Origin of the sequence: Enterobacter sp. RHBSTW-00901 (assembly GCF_014103115.1) — a bacterium.
Classification (GTDB): Bacteria; Pseudomonadota; Gammaproteobacteria; order Enterobacterales; family Enterobacteriaceae; genus Enterobacter; species Enterobacter cloacae_P.
Window position 1 is genome coordinate 2,992,727 of record NZ_JABXPB010000001.1, and the last position, 18,673, is coordinate 3,011,399.

Here is an 18,673-nt window from a genome sequence, read left to right on the forward strand (position 1 = left end):
GTTTTGCTCTTTAAAAATCTGGATCAAGCTGAAAATTGAAACGACACATCTTAAATGGTGTGTTCGAGTCTCTCAAATTTTCGCAAGTCGGTGATGAATCGAAAGAAACATCTTCGGGTTGTGAGGTTAAGCGACTAAGCGTACACGGTGGATGCCCTGGCAGTCAGAGGCGATGAAGGACGTGCTAATCTGCGAAAAGCGCCGGCGAGGTGATATGAACCTTTGACCCGGCGATGTCCGAATGGGGAAACCCAGTGTGATTCGTCACACTATCGTTAACTGAATACATAGGTTAACGAGGCGAACCGGGGGAACTGAAACATCTAAGTACCCCGAGGAAAAGAAATCAACCGAGATTCCCCCAGTAGCGGCGAGCGAACGGGGAGCAGCCCAGAGTCTGAATCAGCTTGTGTGTTAGTGGAACGGTCTGGAAAGTCCGGCGATACAGGGTGACAGCCCCGTACACGAAAATGCACAGGTTGTGAACTCGAAGAGTAGGGCGGGACACGTGGTATCCTGTCTGAATATGGGGGGACCATCCTCCAAGGCTAAATACTCCTGACTGACCGATAGTGAACCAGTACCGTGAGGGAAAGGCGAAAAGAACCCCGGCGAGGGGAGTGAAAAAGAACCTGAAACCGTGTACGTACAAGCAGTGGGAGCACCTTCGTGGTGTGACTGCGTACCTTTTGTATAATGGGTCAGCGACTTATATTCTGTAGCAAGGTTAACCGTATAGGGGAGCCGAAGGGAAACCGAGTCTTAACTGGGCGTTAAGTTGCAGGGTATAGACCCGAAACCCGGTGATCTAGCCATGGGCAGGTTGAAGGTTGGGTAACACTAACTGGAGGACCGAACCGACTAATGTTGAAAAATTAGCGGATGACTTGTGGCTGGGGGTGAAAGGCCAATCAAACCGGGAGATAGCTGGTTCTCCCCGAAAGCTATTTAGGTAGCGCCTCGTGAACTCATCTTCGGGGGTAGAGCACTGTTTCGGCTAGGGGGCCATCCCGGCTTACCAACCCGATGCAAACTACGAATACCGAAGAATGTTATCACGGGAGACACACGGCGGGTGCTAACGTCCGTCGTGAAGAGGGAAACAACCCAGACCGCCAGCTAAGGTCCCAAAGTCATGGTTAAGTGGGAAACGATGTGGGAAGGCACAGACAGCCAGGATGTTGGCTTAGAAGCAGCCATCATTTAAAGAAAGCGTAATAGCTCACTGGTCGAGTCGGCCTGCGCGGAAGATGTAACGGGGCTAAACCATGCACCGAAGCTGCGGCAGCGACGCTTATGCGTTGTTGGGTAGGGGAGCGTTCTGTAAGCCGTTGAAGGTGTGCTGTGAGGCATGCTGGAGGTATCAGAAGTGCGAATGCTGACATAAGTAACGATAAAGCGGGTGAAAAGCCCGCTCGCCGGAAGACCAAGGGTTCCTGTCCAACGTTAATCGGGGCAGGGTGAGTCGACCCCTAAGGCGAGGCCGAAAGGCGTAGTCGATGGGAAACAGGTTAATATTCCTGTACTTGGTGTTACTGCGAAGGGGGGACGGAGAAGGCTATGTTAGCCGGGCGACGGTTGTCCCGGTTTAAGCATGTAGGCGGAACGATTAGGTAAATCCGGTCGTTTTTTAACGCTGAGGTGTGATGACGAGGCACTACGGTGCTGAAGTAACAAATGCCCTGCTTCCAGGAAAAGCCTCTAAGCATCAGGTAACATCAAATCGTACCCCAAACCGACACAGGTGGTCAGGTAGAGAATACCAAGGCGCTTGAGAGAACTCGGGTGAAGGAACTAGGCAAAATGGTGCCGTAACTTCGGGAGAAGGCACGCTGATATGTAGGTGAAGCCCCTGCGGGTGGAGCTGAAATCAGTCGAAGATACCAGCTGGCTGCAACTGTTTATTAAAAACACAGCACTGTGCAAACACGAAAGTGGACGTATACGGTGTGACGCCTGCCCGGTGCCGGAAGGTTAATTGATGGGGTTAGCGGCAACGCGAAGCTCTTGATCGAAGCCCCGGTAAACGGCGGCCGTAACTATAACGGTCCTAAGGTAGCGAAATTCCTTGTCGGGTAAGTTCCGACCTGCACGAATGGCGTAATGATGGCCAGGCTGTCTCCACCCGAGACTCAGTGAAATTGAACTCGCTGTGAAGATGCAGTGTACCCGCGGCAAGACGGAAAGACCCCGTGAACCTTTACTATAGCTTGACACTGAACACTGGTCCTTGATGTGTAGGATAGGTGGGAGGCTTTGAAGCGTGGACGCCAGTCTGCGTGGAGCCGACCTTGAAATACCACCCTTTAATGGCTGGTGTTCTAACGTAGACCCGTAATCCGGGTTGCGGACAGTGTCTGGTGGGTAGTTTGACTGGGGCGGTCTCCTCCCAAAGAGTAACGGAGGAGCACGAAGGTTAGCTAATCCTGGTCGGACATCAGGAGGTTAGTGCAATGGCATAAGCTAGCTTGACTGCGAGAGTGACGGCTCGAGCAGGTGCGAAAGCAGGTCATAGTGATCCGGTGGTTCTGAATGGAAGGGCCATCGCTCAACGGATAAAAGGTACTCCGGGGATAACAGGCTGATACCGCCCAAGAGTTCATATCGACGGCGGTGTTTGGCACCTCGATGTCGGCTCATCACATCCTGGGGCTGAAGTAGGTCCCAAGGGTATGGCTGTTCGCCATTTAAAGTGGTACGCGAGCTGGGTTTAGAACGTCGTGAGACAGTTCGGTCCCTATCTGCCGTGGGCGCTGGAGAATTGAGGGGGGCTGCTCCTAGTACGAGAGGACCGGAGTGGACGCATCACTGGTGTTCGGGTTGTCATGCCAATGGCATTGCCCGGTAGCTAAATGCGGAAGAGATAAGTGCTGAAAGCATCTAAGCACGAAACTTGCCCCGAGATGAGTTCTCCCTGAGACTTTAAGTCTCCTGAAGGAACGTTGAAGACGACGACGTTGATAGGTCGGGTGTGTAAGCGTAGCGATACGTTGAGCTAACCGATACTAATGAACCGTGAGGCTTAACCTTACAACGCCGAAGCTGTTTCGGCGAAGAGACAGAATATTTTCAGCTTTGATACAGATTTAACAGAATTTGCCTGGCGGCTTTAGCGCGGTGGTCCCACCTGACCCCATGCCGAACTCAGAAGTGAAACGCCGTAGCGCCGATGGTAGTGTGGGGTCTCCCCATGTGAGAGTAGGGAACTGCCAGGCATCAAATTAAGTAGTAAGCCGGTGCATAAATCCGGTGGTTACAGCAGTCTTCGGTGGAGCGGTAGTTCAGTCGGTTAGAATACCTGCCTGTCACGCAGGGGGTCGCGGGTTCGAGTCCCGTCCGTTCCGCCACTTATTAAGACATTAAGCCTGCCTTTCCTGGCAGGCTTAATGGCAAGAAAATTTAGGGGCGTAGCTCAGTTGGTAGAGCACCGGTCTCCAAAACCGGGTGTCGCGAGTTCGAGTCTCTCCGCCCCTGCCATATATAATCCTTTGCTTAGGCAAAGGATTTTTTTTGCCTGTAAAACAGCGAAAACCCGCCTTCTGAATGTGCTGCCTGCATCCCTGCAGGCTTATGCATTAATCCATTATGTTGATTTTTAGCAGATCTTTTATCTGTGATTGTTTGTCACTGTTTTGCAGCCAGATCGCATATAGCGGCCTGGAAAGCGTTGTGGAATCTGTGACAGCATGCAGTCCAGCTTTGTTGTCTGCCCAGCGGGTAGGTAACCAGGTACAACTCTTCAGCAAAGCAAGTTGCTGACAGGCGATCTCTGCAGAGCTTGTGGTGAGCTGCGGAACATCGTCGCTGGCAATTAATCCTGCTTCATGTTGTTGAAAATCCGGGCCCCATTCCAGACGCAAATAACTGAGATCTGCCTTCATCATAGAAGGCTCAGAAGCATAAAGCGCCAGGCCAAATTGCCCAACAATCTGGCTGCTAAATTCGTCCATCTTGGGGGCTTCGGTCGTGATTAGAAGATCAAGCTGACGCTCATGAAGTTGCTTAACAAGCGACTGGCGTTGCGCAATTCTGGCCTCAAATTGCAGATGGCTATGAGAGTGGTACAACCGGGTAAGCCACTGACTCAGCATGCATTCCCACAGGGAGGCGCTGGCACCAATAGAGAACTCATTGTGCCTTGAGGTATGTGCAACCTCTTTACGAGCCGCCTGCCAGGTGTTCATCAACGTTTCTGCATACGGGAGAAGTTTTTCACCGGCTGGCGTTAAGCGGATGTTGTTGCGGTGACGGGTAAAAAGATTTACACCCAGTTGATTTTCCAGCTGTCGAATACGAAAACTGACCGCTGACTGCGTCAGGTAGAGGGCTTCAGCTGCTCGCCCAAAGTGGCGCGTTCTGCTCACTTCAAGGAAAGTTTTTAGCAATTCCGTATCCACATCTTTCTCCACAAAATTATTTGTCGTTATGATTTAAATGTTTTGTTTTACACTCTGTCAAGCGTAACTAATACTCCGCGCCATAAATAGCTCGGCCAAAGAATTAGGAGCGTGTAGGATGGCGGAAAGCTTTACGACGACTAATCGTTTTTTCGACAATAAAAATTATCCACGCGGGTTCTCTCGTCACGGCGATTTCACCATCAAAGAGGCGCAGTTACTTGAGCGTCATGGTTATGCCTTCAACGAGCTGGATCTGGGTAAGCGTGAACCAGTAACCGAAGACGAAAAACAGTTCGTTGCTGTTTGCCGGGGTGAGCGTGAACCGCAGTCTGAAGTAGAACGTGTATGGATCAAGTATATGGCTCGCATTAAGCGTCCAAAGCGTTTCCATACGCTGTCAGGCGGTAAGCCGCAGATGGAAGGTGCTGAAGACTACACCGAGTCTGAAGACTAATCTGATGTGAAAAGGGGCTACGGCCCCTTTTTTACGCCAGCATCTTTTGCAGATGTAACAACAAGCGATCGATCGCGCGATAGCTTAACGCCTCCTGCAGGTGTCGCCTTTCAATGTCAGGGTCACCTTCGATGTCGGCAATGGTTCGGGCCACTTTCAATAAACGTTGCCATGCCCGGATGGAAAGACCAAACCGCGACAGTGTTTCCTCCAGCCAGACTGCATCCTCAGGCGACAGAGGGCAATACTGACGAATTCCGGTGTTGTCCAGCCGTGCATTCAGTCTGTTCTGACGCGCATGCTGCCGTGCCTGAGCGGCAATAACTCTGTCGCGTACTTTTACCGTACTTTCTCCTTTCATGTTTGTCTGCCGAAGCAGGCCTGGCGGCGGCAGTGGGATCTCCAGCGATAAATCAAATCGATCGAGAAAAGGGCCGGATAATTTGCCCAAATAGCGAAGCGTCTGTTCAGGCGTACAGCGGTTATGGTTGCCCTGGTAATGTCCCGTAGGACTAGGGTTCATTGCGGCAACAAGTTGAAACTGCGCGGGATAGCTGATTTTAGCGCGTGTGCGTGAGATATGAATCTCACCTGATTCGATGGGTTCTCGCAGCGCATCCAGGACGCGGCGTTCAAACTCAGGCAGCTCATCCAGAAACAGAATACCGTTATGCGCCAATGAAATTTCACCAGGCGCGGGGATAGACCCGCCACCGACCATCGCGGCAAGAGAGGCGCTATGGTGCGGGGAACGAAACGGGCGACGTCGCCACTGTTTTTGCAGTGATGTTGAACTTACCAGGCTAAAGATTGCGGCACTTTCGAGTGCCTCGTGGTTATCAAGGGGAGGAAGCAAGCCGCTCAACCGACTGGCCAGCATGGTCTTACCCGTACCGGGAGGGCCTATCAGCAAAAGATTATGCCCGCCTGCGGCGGTGATCTCTAATGCTCGCTTTCCCTGCTCCTGGCCCATGATATCGCTAAGATCTTCAGGCGCATCCGGCAGGATATCGTCACTCTCTTCCGGTTCGGCCAGTTCATGGCGACCTTCCAGATACGCGCATACCTCCTGCAAATGCCCGGCTATCAGGCATCCTTTCTCTGCAATAAGGCTCACTTCTGAAGCATTCTCATTCGCCACAATAATTTGTCGACCGGCTTGTATGGCTTCCAGAGCCCCGGAGATAGCACCAGGAACGCCTCTGAGCGAGCCTGTAAGCGCCAGTTCACCGATGAACTCATACGAGCTTAGCCTTGTCGTATTAAGCTGCTCAGAGGCTGCGAGAAGCGCAATAGCGATAGGTAAATCATATCGCCCTCCCTCTTTGGGCAGATCAGCAGGGGCGAGATTGATCGTGATCTTCTTTGCGGGAAAGGTATAACCACTATTGATAATCGCGCTACGTACCCGATCTCTGGCCTCTTTAACCGTGGTTTCTGGTAAGCCGACGAGCGTCAGCCCGGGCAGCCCATTACTCAAATGAACCTCAACAGAAATGAGTGGGGCCTTCACTCCAATAGCGGCTCGGGTATAAACAACCGACAGTGACATAAATACCTCCTTCTGGCGTAACTATGCCAGTGGAGGCTTTTCACTTTTATCGTTAATTTGCTTATTTACGGCGCATGTTCCTGCTTTTTCGCTGCAAGTTGTAATTGTTTCAGGGAAATGGAACCCTCCTCGCAGCGATTGAATATTCACCGTTTTGGCGAGGGACAGATAACCCAAAAAATGAAAAATATTCATTTTCTAATTTATTCATATAAAACAAAGGTTTTTAGAAATTCTGTTTGCGGGTTAACAAAATCAGCCATAAATAAATCTTGTGTTTGATTTTAAAACTGTGATAACTCTTTAGGCATTCCTTCGAACAAGATGAAAAAAGAACTGAAAATGACAGCCCTTCTACGAGTGATTAGCCTGGTCGTGATTAGCGTGGTGGTGATTATTATCCCACCGTGCGGGGCTGCACTTGGACGAGGAAAGGCTTAAAAATCAAGCCTTAACGAACTAAGACCCCCGCACCGAAAGGTCCGGGGGTTTTTTTATGACTAAAAAACGTAAACGAGGAGCAGAGAATGACGACTAGCATAAAATTCTGTTTCTCACGATTTATGACGGGGAACTAACTATGAATGGGGCACAGTGGGTAGTACATGCGTTGCGTGCACAGGGAGTCGAGACTGTCTTCGGTTATCCGGGGGGCGCAATTATGCCGATTTACGATGCATTGTATGACGGCGGCGTGGAACACCTGTTGTGCCGACACGAGCAGGGTGCAGCGATGGCCGCTATTGGCTATGCGCGTGCTACCGGTAAAACAGGCGTCTGCATGGCAACATCAGGCCCGGGCGCAACCAACCTGATCACCGGTCTGGCGGATGCACTGCTTGATTCTGTTCCTGTGGTGGCGATCACCGGCCAGGTGGCTTCCTCGTTCATCGGTACCGATGCCTTCCAGGAGGTAGATGTACTCGGTTTGTCGCTGGCCTGCACCAAACATAGCTTCCTTGTTCAGTCCCTGGAAGAGCTGCCGCGCGTGATGGCAGAAGCGTTTGAAGTGGCCAACTCTGGCCGCCCTGGCCCGGTTCTGGTTGATATCCCGAAAGACATTCAGGTTGCCTCTGGCGATCTGGATCCACACTTCTCCACTGTAGAAAATGATGATGCTTTCCCACATGAAGAAGTGGAAGAGGCGCGCCAGATGCTGGCTCAGGCGAAACAACCAATGCTGTATGTCGGTGGTGGCGTGGGTATGGCTCAGGCAGTTCCGGCCCTGCGCGAATTTATCGCAGCAACCCAAATGCCAGCCACTTGCACATTGAAAGGTCTGGGTGCGGTTGAGGCTGACTACCCATACTATCTGGGCATGCTGGGGATGCACGGCACCAAAGCGGCAAACCTGGCGGTGCAGGAATGTGATTTGCTCATCGCGGTAGGCGCGCGTTTCGATGACCGCGTAACGGGTAAGCTGAATACCTTCGCACCGAATGCCAAAGTCATCCACATGGACATCGACCCTGCTGAAATGAATAAGCTGCGTCAGGTGCATGTGGCACTTCAGGGCGATCTCAACGCATTGTTGCCGGCTTTACAGCAGCCGTTGAACATCAATGAATGGCGTCAACACACGGCAGATATGCGTGCTGAACACGCCTGGCGTTACGATCACCCTGGCGAAGCAATCTATGCCCCTCTGCTGTTAAAACAGTTGTCCGACCGTAAACCAACAGACAGTGTGGTGACGACCGATGTCGGTCAGCATCAGATGTGGTCTGCACAGCATATGACTTACACCCGTCCGGAAAACTTCATCACCTCCAGCGGGTTAGGGACAATGGGCTTCGGTCTGCCCGCAGCGGTGGGGGCGCAGGTTGCCCGCCCGAACGATACGGTTATCTGTATCTCCGGTGACGGCTCCTTCATGATGAACGTTCAGGAGTTGGGCACCGTTAAGCGTAAGCAGTTACCGCTGAAAATCGTATTGCTCGATAACCAGCGTTTAGGGATGGTTCGCCAGTGGCAACAGCTGTTCTTCCAGGAGCGTTACAGCGAAACCACCCTGACCGATAACCCCGATTTCCTCACTCTGGCCAGCGCCTTTGGCATCCCTGGCCAGCACATCACCCGTAAAGACCAGGTTGAAGCGGCACTCGACACCATGCTGTCAAGCGAAGGGCCGTACCTGCTTCATGTCTCAATCGACGAGCTTGAGAACGTCTGGCCGTTGGTACCGCCAGGTGCCAGTAACTCACAAATGCTGGAGAAATTATCATGATGCAACATCAGGTCGCCGTGCAGGCTCGCTTCAATCCCGAAACGTTAGAACGTGTTTTGCGTGTGGTTCGTCATCGTGGTTTTCAAATTTGCTCTATGAATATGGAAACGGCCACTGACGCCCGGAACATCAATATCGAATTAACCGTTGCCAGTCCGCGGTCGGTCGACTTACTGTTTAGTCAGTTAAATAAACTGGTAGATGTTGCCCATGTCGCTATCTGCCAAAGCACAACCACATCACAACAAATCCGTGCTTAAGCGCGGCAGGAAGAGAAAATGACGACGAAAAAAGCGGATTACATTTGGTTCAATGGTGAGATGGTTCGTTGGGAGGACGCGAAAGTTCACGTGATGTCCCACGCGCTTCACTATGGTACGTCAGTGTTTGAAGGTATCCGTTGCTACGATTCCCACAAAGGGCCAGTGGTGTTCCGTCATCGCGAACATATGCAGCGCCTGCGTGATTCAGCCAAAATCTATCGTTTCCCGGTTTCTCAGAGCGTTGATGAACTGATGGAAGCTTGCCGCGAAGTGCTGCGTAAGAACAACCTGAAAAGTGCCTACATTCGCCCACTGGTGTTCGTGGGTGATGTGGGGATGGGTGTTAACCCGCCAGCCGGTTATACCACCGATGTGATCATTGCTGCGTTCCCGTGGGGTGCGTACCTGGGTGCGGAAGCACTGGATCAGGGGATCGATGCAATGGTTTCTTCCTGGAACCGTGCGGCACCTAACACCATTCCGACGGCGGCTAAAGCGGGCGGTAACTACCTCTCCTCACTGCTGGTCGGCAGCGAAGCACGCCGTCATGGCTACCAGGAAGGTATCGCGCTGGATGTGAATGGCTATATCTCTGAAGGCGCAGGCGAAAACCTGTTTGAAGTGAAAGATGGCATTCTGTTCACTCCGCCATTCACCTCTTCCGCGCTGCCGGGTATTACCCGTGATGCCATCATTAAGCTGGCGAAAGATCTGGGTATCGAAGTGCGTGAGCAGGTGCTGTCTCGTGAATCCCTGTATCTGGCCGACGAAGTATTCATGTCCGGTACCGCCGCTGAGATCACACCGGTGCGTAGCGTAGACGGTATTCAGGTAGGCGAAGGCCGCTGTGGCCCGGTAACTAAACGTATTCAGCAGGCATTCTTTGGCCTCTTCACCGGTGAAACGGAAGATAAATACGGCTGGTTGGATCAGGTTAATCAATAAGTATAAATATGGGGTGGCACGCACCGCCCCAGTTAAATAGTCAGACGGGAGTAAATAAAGCATGCCTAAGTATCGTTCCGCCACCACCACCCACGGCCGTAACATGGCGGGGGCCCGCGCGCTGTGGCGCGCCACCGGGATGACCGACGCCGATTTTGGCAAGCCAATTATCGCGGTGGTTAACTCCTTTACCCAGTTTGTGCCGGGCCACGTACACCTGCGCGATCTCGGTAAACTGGTTGCCGAGCAGATTGAAGCCTCTGGCGGTGTGGCGAAAGAGTTCAACACCATTGCGGTGGATGATGGTATCGCGATGGGACACGGGGGCATGCTCTATTCACTGCCGTCGCGCGAGCTGATCGCTGACTCGGTGGAGTACATGGTGAACGCCCACTGCGCTGATGCAATGGTCTGTATCTCCAACTGCGACAAAATTACCCCGGGGATGCTGATGGCTTCCCTGCGTCTGAACATTCCGGTGATCTTCGTTTCCGGCGGCCCGATGGAAGCAGGTAAAACCAAGCTTTCCGACAAAATCATCAAGCTCGACCTGGTCGATGCGATGATTCAGGGGGCCGATCCGAAAGTCTCCGACGAGCAGAGCAATCAGGTGGAACGCTCCGCGTGTCCGACCTGCGGTTCCTGTTCCGGAATGTTCACTGCGAACTCCATGAACTGCCTGACCGAAGCGCTGGGCCTGTCTCAACCGGGTAACGGCTCGCTGCTGGCGACGCATGCCGATCGTAAACAGCTGTTCCTCAACGCCGGTAAACGTATCGTTGAGCTGACCAAACGTTACTACGAGCAGGACGATGCAAGCGCGCTGCCGCGTAACATTGCCAGTAAAGCCGCGTTTGAAAATGCCATGACCCTGGACATCGCGATGGGTGGCTCCACCAACACCGTTCTGCACCTGCTGGCTGCAGCCCAGGAAGCGGAAATTGACTTCACCATGAGTGATATCGACAAGTTGTCCCGTAAAGTGCCACAGCTGTGTAAAGTCGCACCGAGTACTCAGAAGTACCACATGGAAGATGTACACCGCGCCGGTGGCGTTATCGGTATTCTCGGCGAGCTGGACAGGGCCGGTCTGCTGAACCGTGATGTGAAGAACGTTCTCGGTCTGACGTTACCGCAGTCTCTGGACAAATACGACGTGATGCTGACCAAAGACGAAGCGGTCAAAAACATGTTCCGCGCAGGCCCGGCAGGTATTCGCACCACTCAGGCTTTCTCACAGGATTGTCGCTGGGATACCCTGGATGACGATCGCGCCGAAGGCTGTATCCGTTCTCTGGAACACGCTTACAGCAAAGACGGTGGTCTGGCTGTTCTGTACGGTAACTTCGCGGAAAATGGCTGTATCGTTAAAACCGCAGGTGTGGACGACAGCATCCTGAAATTCACCGGCCCGGCTAAAGTGTACGAAAGCCAGGACGATGCGGTAGAAGCCATTCTCGGTGGCAAAGTGGTGGAAGGCGATGTAGTTGTGATCCGCTACGAAGGGCCAAAAGGCGGGCCAGGGATGCAGGAGATGCTCTACCCAACGACCTTCCTGAAATCGATGGGTCTCGGTAAAGCTTGTGCGTTGATCACAGATGGTCGTTTCTCTGGCGGTACATCTGGATTATCCATCGGCCACGTTTCACCGGAAGCGGCAAGCGGCGGCAACATCGCAATCATCGAAGATGGCGATCTGATTGAAATCGACATTCCGAACCGTGGTATCCAGCTGAAGCTGAGTGACCAGGACATTGCCGCCCGCCGTGAAGCGCAAGAAGCGCGCGGCGACAAAGCGTGGACGCCAAAAGATCGCCAGCGCGAAGTTTCCTTCGCTCTGCGTGCTTATGCGAGCCTTGCCACCAGTGCAGATAAAGGCGCGGTGCGCGATAAATCGAAACTTGGGGGTTAATGATGGCTGAGTCACAACCCTTATCCGCCGCCCCTGAGGGGGCGGAATACCTCAGAGCGGTGCTACGTGCGCCGGTCTATGAAGCCGTGCAGGTTACGCCACTGCAGAAAATGGAAAAACTCTCCTCGCGCCTCGACAACGTGATCCTGGTGAAGCGTGAAGACCGGCAGCCGGTACACAGCTTCAAGCTGCGTGGTGCCTACGCGATGATGGCCGGGTTAACCGATGAACAAAAAGCACGTGGCGTGATCACGGCTTCTGCGGGCAACCACGCGCAGGGCGTTGCGTTCTCGTCTGCACGTCTGGGGCTGAAAGCGCTGATCGTAATGCCCGTTGCAACCGCAGATATCAAAGTCGATGCGGTACGCGGTTTCGGTGGCGAAGTGTTGCTCCACGGTGCCAATTTTGACGAAGCGAAAGCCAAAGCGATTGAGCTGGCGCAGCAGCAGGGGTTCACCTGGGTGCCGCCGTTCGATCATCCGATGGTGATTGCCGGACAAGGCACACTGGCGCTGGAGCTGCTGCAACAGGATGCGCATCTCGACCGTGTCTTTGTGCCGGTTGGCGGTGGTGGCCTCGCGGCAGGCGTGGCGGTGCTGATCAAACAGTTGATGCCGCAAATCAAAGTCATTGCTGTTGAAGCAGAAGACTCTGCCTGTCTGAAAGCAGCGCTGGATGCGGGTCATCCGGTGGACTTACCGCGCGTCGGGCTGTTTGCCGAGGGCGTAGCGGTCAAACGTATTGGCGATGAAACCTTCCGTTTGTGTCAGGAATATCTCGACGACATTATCACCGTTGATAGCGATGCTATCTGTGCGGCGATGAAAGATCTGTTCGAAGATGTTCGCGCGGTGGCGGAACCTTCCGGCGCGCTGGCGCTGGCGGGAATGAAAAAGTATATCGCGCAGCACAACATTCGCGGCGAGCGTCTGGCACATGTACTTTCTGGTGCCAACGTGAACTTCCACGGCCTGCGCTACGTGTCCGAACGCTGCGAGCTGGGTGAACAACGTGAAGCGTTACTGGCGGTAACTATTCCGGAAGAGAAGGGCAGTTTCCTGAAGTTCTGCCAGTTGCTGGGTGGTCGTTCGGTGACAGAGTTCAACTACCGTTTTGCCGATGCCAAAGATGCCTGCATTTTTGTCGGTGTGCGCCTGAGCCGTGGGCTGGAAGAGCGCAAAGAGATCCTTAACCTGTTGCACGAAGGCGGCTACAGCGTGGTGGATCTTTCCGACGACGAAATGGCGAAGCTGCACGTGCGTTACATGGTGGGGGGGCGTCCGTCGAAGCCACTCCAGGAGCGTCTGTTCAGCTTCGAGTTCCCGGAATCACCTGGTGCGTTGCTGAAGTTCCTGCATACGCTGGGCACCTACTGGAACATTACCCTGTTCCACTATCGCAGCCACGGCACCGACTATGGTCGCGTGCTGGCGGCGTTCGAACTGGGCGAGCATGAACCTGATTTCGAAACGCGGCTGAACGAGCTGGGCTATGAGTGCCATGACGAAACCCATAACCCGGCGTTCCGGTTCTTCCTGGCAGGCTAGTGGTTCGGCAAAATCTGCCAGAACGCGTCAATAAGCGGCTCATGCAGCCGCTTTTTTTGTGCGCACACGCCAAGCTCGAACGGTGTTTTTTCATCGCTGCGTTCTAAAATCATCACGCGGTTGCGCACCGGTTCCGGGCTGTTTTCCAGCACCACTTCTGGCAGCAATGCCACGCCACAGCCCAGGGCCACCATTGACACCATCGCCTCATGGCCGCCAACTGTCGCGTAAATTGACGGGTTGCTGATCTTCTGGCGGCGGAACCACAGCTCAATGCGGCGGCGTACTGGCCCCTGATCGGCCATGATAAACGGTACCGTTGACCAGTCGGGCTTTTCCACCGATACCTGGTTACGCACCGGGCAGGGCAGTGCCGGGGCAATCAGCACCACGGCCAGATTTTCCAGCATTGAGAAAGCCACCGCACCCGGCAATGTTTCTGGTTTCCCTGCGATGGCGAGATCCGCTTCACCCGTCACCACTTTTTCCATCGCGTCGGCGGCATCACCGGTGGTGAGTTTAATCTCTACCGACGGATGTTCGGCGCGGAAGCGGTCGAGGATAGGCGGAAGGTGGCTATAGGCGGCGGTGACGGAACAGAAAATATGCAGCTCGCCGGACAGCGACGGTCCTTGCTGGTCGATGGTGTGGCGCAGTTGCTGATACTGCAACAGCGTTTGCTGGGCAAAAACGCGCAGCTCTTCCCCGGCTTCCGTGAGGGTGACGGTACGGTTATCGCGCACAAACAGCGGCTGGCCGAGGTCTTCCTCAAGACGCTGGATCTGGCGCGAAAGCGTGGAGGGGCTGACGTGCATCGCGCGTGCGCTGCGGCCAAAATGACGGCTTTCCGCCAGATGCAGGAACATTTTCAGATCGCGTAAATCCACCGATTCCACTCCCCCTTTTTACATTGCAGATATTGCAACGTGACGTTGTGAATATATCAATTTCCGCAATAAATTTCCTGTTGTAATGTGGGTACATTCTCGCTGAACGGCGAACCGAACAATAAGCACCACAACACAACATCACGGAGTCCAACATGGCTAACTACTTTAATACACTGAACTTGCGCCAGCAGCTGGCGCAGCTGGGCAAATGCCGCTTTATGGCGCGCGACGAATTTGCTGATGGCGCGAGCTACCTTCAGGGTAAAAAAGTGGTCATCGTCGGCTGTGGCGCACAGGGCCTCAACCAGGGTCTGAACATGCGTGACTCTGGTCTGGATATCGCCTACGCCCTGCGTAAAGAAGCCATTGCTGAGAAGCGTGCTTCCTGGCGCAAAGCGACCGAAAACGGCTTCAAAGTGGGTTCTTACGAAGAGCTGATCCCGCAGGCGGATCTGGTGGTTAACCTGACGCCAGACAAACAGCACTCTGATGTTGTACGTTCCGTGCAGCCGCTGATGAAAGATGGTGCGGCACTGGGTTACTCCCACGGCTTCAACATTGTTGAAGTGGGCGAGCAGATCCGTAAAGACATCACCGTTGTGATGGTTGCACCAAAATGTCCAGGTACGGAAGTGCGTGAAGAGTACAAACGTGGCTTCGGCGTTCCAACGCTTATCGCGGTTCACCCGGAAAACGATCCGAAAGGCGAAGGTATGGCGATTGCTAAAGCATGGGCAGCGGCAACTGGCGGACACCGTGCGGGCGTTCTGGAATCTTCCTTCGTTGCAGAAGTGAAATCTGACCTGATGGGCGAGCAGACTATTCTGTGCGGGATGCTGCAGGCCGGTTCTCTGCTGTGCTTCGACAAGCTGGTGGAAGAAGGTACCGACCCGGCATACGCCGAAAAACTGATTCAGTTCGGCTGGGAAACCATCACTGAAGCGCTGAAGCAGGGCGGTATCACGCTGATGATGGATCGCCTGTCCAACCCGGCGAAACTGCGTGCTTATGCGCTGTCCGAACAGCTGAAAACCATCATGGCTCCGCTGTTCCAGAAACATATGGATGACATCATCTCCGGTGCGTTCTCTTCCGGCATGATGGCTGACTGGGCGAACGACGATAAGAAACTGCTGACCTGGCGTGAAGAGACCGGTAAAACCGCGTTCGAAACCGCACCACAGTTTGACGGTAAAATCAGCGAGCAGGAGTACTTCGATAAAGGCGTACTGATGATCGCAATGGTGAAAGCGGGCGTCGAACTGGCGTTCGAAACGATGGTGGATTCCGGCATCATTGAAGAGTCTGCTTACTACGAATCACTGCACGAACTGCCGCTGATTGCGAACACCATCGCCCGTAAGCGTCTGTACGAAATGAACGTGGTTATCTCTGATACCGCTGAGTACGGTAACTACCTGTTCTCTTACGCTTGCGTACCGCTGCTGAAAGAGTTCATGACCACCCTGCAGGCGGGTGATCTGGGCAAAGCCATTGCCGAAGGTGCAGTAGATAACGCGCAGCTGCGCGATGTGAATGAAGCGATTCGCGGTCACGAAATCGAGAAAGTAGGCCAGAAATTGCGTGGCTACATGACCGACATGAAGCGTATTGCAGTAGCGGGTTAACAACCTTGTCGGGTGGCGCTTCGCTTACCCGACCTACAAAACCGTAAGATGTAGGCCGGGTAAGGCGCAGCCGTCACCCGGTTTTTTTATTTGCGGTACAGAACCTTAATAATGTGGTAACCAAACTGCGTGTGCAGTGGGCCAGTTGGCTCCAGCACTGGGCAAGAGAACACGACTTTATCAAACGCCGGAACCATCTGACCCTGACGGAATTCACCTAAGTCACCGCCGCGTTTGCCTGACGGGCAAATGGAGTGCTTCTTCGCCAGCTTGCCGAAGTCGGCACCGTTTTTAATCTGTTCCAGAAGATCTAAAGCCAGTTTCTCTTCTTTAACAAGGATATGCACTGCTGCTGCTGTTTTTGCCATGATCGTGCCTTGAATGGGTTGAGATAAATCGGGGCGCAATATACCACGCGTTAGCGGCGATACAGCACCTTAATGATATGGTAGCCAAACCTGGTTTTAACCGGGCCGAAGGGCTTCAGGAGCGGACAGCTAAAGACCGCCTGATCGAATGGCCCGACCATCGCCCCCTGCTTAAACTCCCCTAAATCACCGCCGTTGCGCCCGGACGGGCACTTAGAGTAACGCTTTGCCAGATGATCAAAGCTGATGCCACGTTCAAGCTTAGCGAGGATCTCCTGGGCCAGCTTTTCTTCTTTTACCAGAATGTGCAGGGCTGCTGCGGTCTTTACCATAATTCTGCTCTCGGGATTAATCGCGTTTTCTTCACTTTATCATTAGCCGGTAAATCTGCGCCCGGCTTTCTGCTACAATCCATCCCCCGTTCGAAGATTGAGCAATATTCCCATGCGTTTAAACCCTGGACAACAACAAGCGGTCGAATTCGTTACTGGACCATGCCTGGTGCTGGCAGGGGCAGGTTCCGGTAAAACCCGCGTGATCACCAACAAAATCGCCCACTTGATCCGTGGCTGCGGGTATCAGGCACGCCATATCGCGGCGGTCACCTTTACCAATAAAGCGGCGCGCGAGATGAAAGAGCGCGTCGGTCAGACGCTGGGACGCAAAGAGGCGCGCGGGCTGATGATCTCCACGTTCCACACGCTGGGACTGGATATCATCAAACGCGAGTATGCGGCGTTGGGGATGAAGTCCAACTTTTCGCTCTTTGATGACACCGACCAGGTCGCGTTGCTTAAAGAGCTCACCGAAGGGTTGATTGAAGACGACAAAGTCTTGCTGCAACAATTGATCTCGACGATCTCCAACTGGAAAAACGATCTGATGACGCCTGCCCAGGCGGCGGCGAGCGCCAAAGGTGAACGGGATAGGATCTTTGCTCATTGCTATGGCCTGTACGATGCGCATATGAAAGCGTGCAACGTGCTGGATTTCGACGATCTGATCCTGCTGCCCACGCTGCTGCTGCAGCGTAATGAAGAAGTGCGCGAGCGCTGGCAGAACAAGATCCGCTATCTGCTGGTGGATGAATACCAGGACACCAACACCAGCCAGTATGAACTGGTGAAGTTGCTGGTCGGGCAGCGCGCCCGCTTTACCGTGGTCGGTGATGACGATCAGTCGATCTACTCCTGGCGCGGTGCACGTCCACAAAACCTGGTGTTGTTAAGCAAAGATTTCCCGGCGCTGCAGGTGATTAAGCTGGAGCAGAACTACCGTTCGTCCGGACGCATCCTGAAGGCGGCGAATATCCTGATCGCCAATAACCCGCACGTGTTTGAAAAGCGTCTGTTCTCTGAACTTGGCTACGGTGCCGAACTGAAAGTGCTCAGCGCCAACAATGAAGAACACGAGGCGGAACGCGTCACGGGTGAACTCATTGCTCACCACTTCGTTAACAAAACCGAATACAAGGATTACGCGATCCTCTATCGCGGTAACCACCAGTCACGCGTCTTTGAAAAGATGCTGATGCAGAACCGCATCCCGTACAAAATTTCGGGCGGCACGTCGTTCTTCTCGCGTCCTGAAATCAAAGACCTGCTGGCGTATCTGCGCGTCCTCACCAACCCGGATGATGACAGCGCATTTCTGCGCATCGTGAATACGCCGAAACGTGAGATTGGCCCCGCGACGCTGCAAAAACTGGGTGAATGGGCGATGACCCGCAACAAAAGCTTGTTCACCGCCAGCTTTGATATGGGGCTGAGCCAGACGCTGACCGGGCGCGGCTATGATAACTTAACCCGCTTCACCCACTGGCTTGGCGAGGTACAGCGCCTGGCGGAACGCGAGCCTGTGGCGGCGGTGCGTGATTTGATCCACGGTATTGATTACGAATCCTGGTTATACGAAACCTCTGCCAGCCCGAAAGCGGCAGAGATGCGGATGAAAAACGTTAACCAGCTGTTTAGCTGGATGACCGAAATGCTGGAAGGCTCTGAGATAGACGAGCCGATGACCCTGACCCAGGTAGTCACCCGTTTTACGCTGCGCGATATGATGGAGCGCGGTGAGAGCGAAGAAGAGGCCGATCAGGTTCAGCTGATGACGCTGCATGCGTCGAAAGGGCTGGAGTTCCCGTATGTCTATCTGGTGGGCATGGAAGAGGGGTTGCTGCCGCATCAGAGCAGCATCGATGAAGATAATGTCGATGAAGAGCGCCGCCTCGCCTACGTGGGGATCACCCGCGCCCGTAAAGAGCTTGTCTTTACGCTGTGTAAAGAACGTCGACAGTATGGCGAGCTGGTACGCCCGGAACCGAGTCGCTTCCTGCTGGAGTTACCGCAGGACGATCTGACATGGGAACAGGAGCGCAAAGTGATTACGGCCGAAGAACGGATGCATAAAGGTCAGGCTAACGTGGCAAACATTCGTGCCATGCTGGCAAAAGCCAAAGAGAAGGGATAACTTTTGAAGGCCGGGTAA

15 protein-coding genes, 2 tRNA genes and 2 rRNA genes are annotated in these 18,673 nt (G+C 53.7%); 14 read left to right on the forward strand and 5 right to left on the reverse strand.

Annotated elements, in window-relative coordinates; translation table 11 throughout:
• Positions 1-124 precede the first annotated feature (124 nt).
• From HV318_RS14410 to HV318_RS14425, 4 genes are all read left to right on the forward strand, one after another.
• A 23S ribosomal RNA gene (locus tag HV318_RS14410) occupies positions 125-3,030 on the forward strand.
• 69 nt (positions 3,031-3,099) lie between these two features.
• Positions 3,100-3,215 (forward strand): 5S ribosomal RNA (rrf, locus tag HV318_RS14415).
• Between the two features lie 55 nt (positions 3,216-3,270).
• A tRNA-Asp gene (locus HV318_RS14420) sits at positions 3,271-3,347 on the forward strand.
• Positions 3,348-3,401: 54 nt separating this feature from the next.
• Positions 3,402-3,477: transfer RNA gene (locus tag HV318_RS14425), tRNA-Trp, on the forward strand.
• 98 nt (positions 3,478-3,575) lie between these two features.
• Here HV318_RS14425 and hdfR read toward each other — a convergent pair.
• A complete protein-coding gene (hdfR, locus tag HV318_RS14430) occupies positions 3,576-4,397 on the reverse strand; it encodes an HTH-type transcriptional regulator HdfR (protein WP_182273291.1) in 822 nt (273 codons plus the stop codon).
• Positions 4,398-4,515: 118 nt separating this feature from the next.
• Between hdfR and maoP the strand changes: the two genes are divergently transcribed.
• Entirely contained in the window at positions 4,516-4,854 is a 339-nt protein-coding gene (gene maoP, locus HV318_RS14435) for a MaoP family protein (protein ID WP_182273292.1), read from the forward strand.
• A 31-nt stretch (positions 4,855-4,885) separates the two neighbouring features.
• Here the strand turns inward: maoP and HV318_RS14440 are convergent, their stop codons facing one another.
• Positions 4,886-6,406: a YifB family Mg chelatase-like AAA ATPase gene (locus HV318_RS14440; protein WP_182273293.1), complete on the reverse strand. Its 1,521-nt coding sequence runs from the start codon at positions 6,404-6,406 to the stop codon at positions 4,886-4,888.
• A 342-nt stretch (positions 6,407-6,748) separates the two neighbouring features.
• Here HV318_RS14440 and ilvL point away from each other — a divergent pair, with 342 nt between their 5' ends.
• The 7 genes from ilvL to ilvA all read left to right on the forward strand — a co-directional run bounded on the left by ilvL (position 6,749) and on the right by ilvA (position 13,300).
• Entirely contained in the window at positions 6,749-6,847 is a 99-nt protein-coding gene (gene ilvL, locus HV318_RS14445; RefSeq protein ID WP_001311244.1) for an ilv operon leader peptide, read from the forward strand.
• 86 nt (positions 6,848-6,933) lie between these two features.
• The gene (gene ilvX / locus HV318_RS24530; protein WP_201405605.1) at positions 6,934-6,984 is read left to right on the forward strand and encodes a peptide IlvX; all 51 of its coding nucleotides are present in this window, start codon (positions 6,934-6,936) and stop codon (positions 6,982-6,984) included.
• A gap of 2 nt (positions 6,985-6,986) precedes the next feature.
• A complete protein-coding gene (ilvG, locus tag HV318_RS14450; protein WP_182273294.1) occupies positions 6,987-8,633 on the forward strand; it encodes an acetolactate synthase 2 catalytic subunit in 1,647 nt (548 codons plus the stop codon).
• Positions 8,630-8,893 carry an acetolactate synthase 2 small subunit gene (ilvM, locus tag HV318_RS14455; protein WP_182273295.1) on the forward strand — a complete coding sequence of 88 codons (264 nt, stop codon included), beginning with the start codon at positions 8,630-8,632 and terminating at the stop codon, positions 8,891-8,893. The genes ilvG and ilvM overlap by 4 nt, the downstream gene beginning before the upstream one ends.
• Positions 8,894-8,911: 18 nt before the next feature.
• Positions 8,912-9,841, forward strand: coding sequence for a branched-chain-amino-acid transaminase (gene ilvE / locus HV318_RS14460; protein WP_182273296.1), 930 nt, complete (start codon positions 8,912-8,914; stop codon positions 9,839-9,841).
• A 61-nt stretch (positions 9,842-9,902) separates the two neighbouring features.
• Complete coding sequence (gene ilvD, locus HV318_RS14465) at positions 9,903-11,753, forward strand: dihydroxy-acid dehydratase (RefSeq protein WP_182273297.1); 1,851 nt, start codon at positions 9,903-9,905, stop codon at positions 11,751-11,753.
• Positions 11,754-11,755: 2 nt separating this feature from the next.
• On the forward strand, positions 11,756-13,300 hold the full coding sequence (ilvA, locus tag HV318_RS14470) for a threonine ammonia-lyase, biosynthetic (RefSeq protein WP_182274604.1): 1,545 nt from the start codon (positions 11,756-11,758) through the stop codon (positions 13,298-13,300).
• Here the strand turns inward: ilvA and ilvY are convergent.
• The gene (ilvY, locus tag HV318_RS14475; RefSeq protein ID WP_182273298.1) at positions 13,297-14,187 is read right to left on the reverse strand and encodes an HTH-type transcriptional activator IlvY; all 891 of its coding nucleotides are present in this window, start codon (positions 14,185-14,187) and stop codon (positions 13,297-13,299) included. The genes ilvA and ilvY overlap by 4 nt on opposite strands.
• Before the next feature lie 155 nt (positions 14,188-14,342).
• On the opposite strand from ilvY, the gene ilvC reads away from it, so the two are divergent.
• A complete protein-coding gene (gene ilvC, locus HV318_RS14480) occupies positions 14,343-15,818 on the forward strand; it encodes a ketol-acid reductoisomerase (RefSeq protein WP_182273299.1) in 1,476 nt (491 codons plus the stop codon).
• A gap of 86 nt (positions 15,819-15,904) precedes the next feature.
• Here ilvC and ppiC (HV318_RS14485) read toward each other — a convergent pair whose 3' ends face one another.
• Together ppiC (HV318_RS14485) and ppiC (HV318_RS14490) are read right to left on the reverse strand one after the other, a co-directional pair.
• On the reverse strand, positions 15,905-16,186 hold the full coding sequence (ppiC, locus tag HV318_RS14485) for a peptidylprolyl isomerase PpiC (RefSeq protein ID WP_023309650.1): 282 nt from the start codon (positions 16,184-16,186) through the stop codon (positions 15,905-15,907).
• 50 nt (positions 16,187-16,236) lie between these two features.
• Positions 16,237-16,518 (reverse strand): peptidylprolyl isomerase PpiC, encoded by a 282-nt coding sequence (gene ppiC, locus HV318_RS14490; RefSeq protein WP_046886622.1) that lies wholly within the window; start codon positions 16,516-16,518, stop codon positions 16,237-16,239.
• 112 nt (positions 16,519-16,630) lie between these two features.
• On the opposite strand from ppiC (HV318_RS14490), the gene rep reads away from it, so the two are divergent.
• Positions 16,631-18,655, forward strand: coding sequence for a DNA helicase Rep (gene rep, locus HV318_RS14495; RefSeq protein ID WP_182273300.1), 2,025 nt, complete (start codon positions 16,631-16,633; stop codon positions 18,653-18,655).
• Positions 18,656-18,673 lie beyond the last annotated feature (18 nt).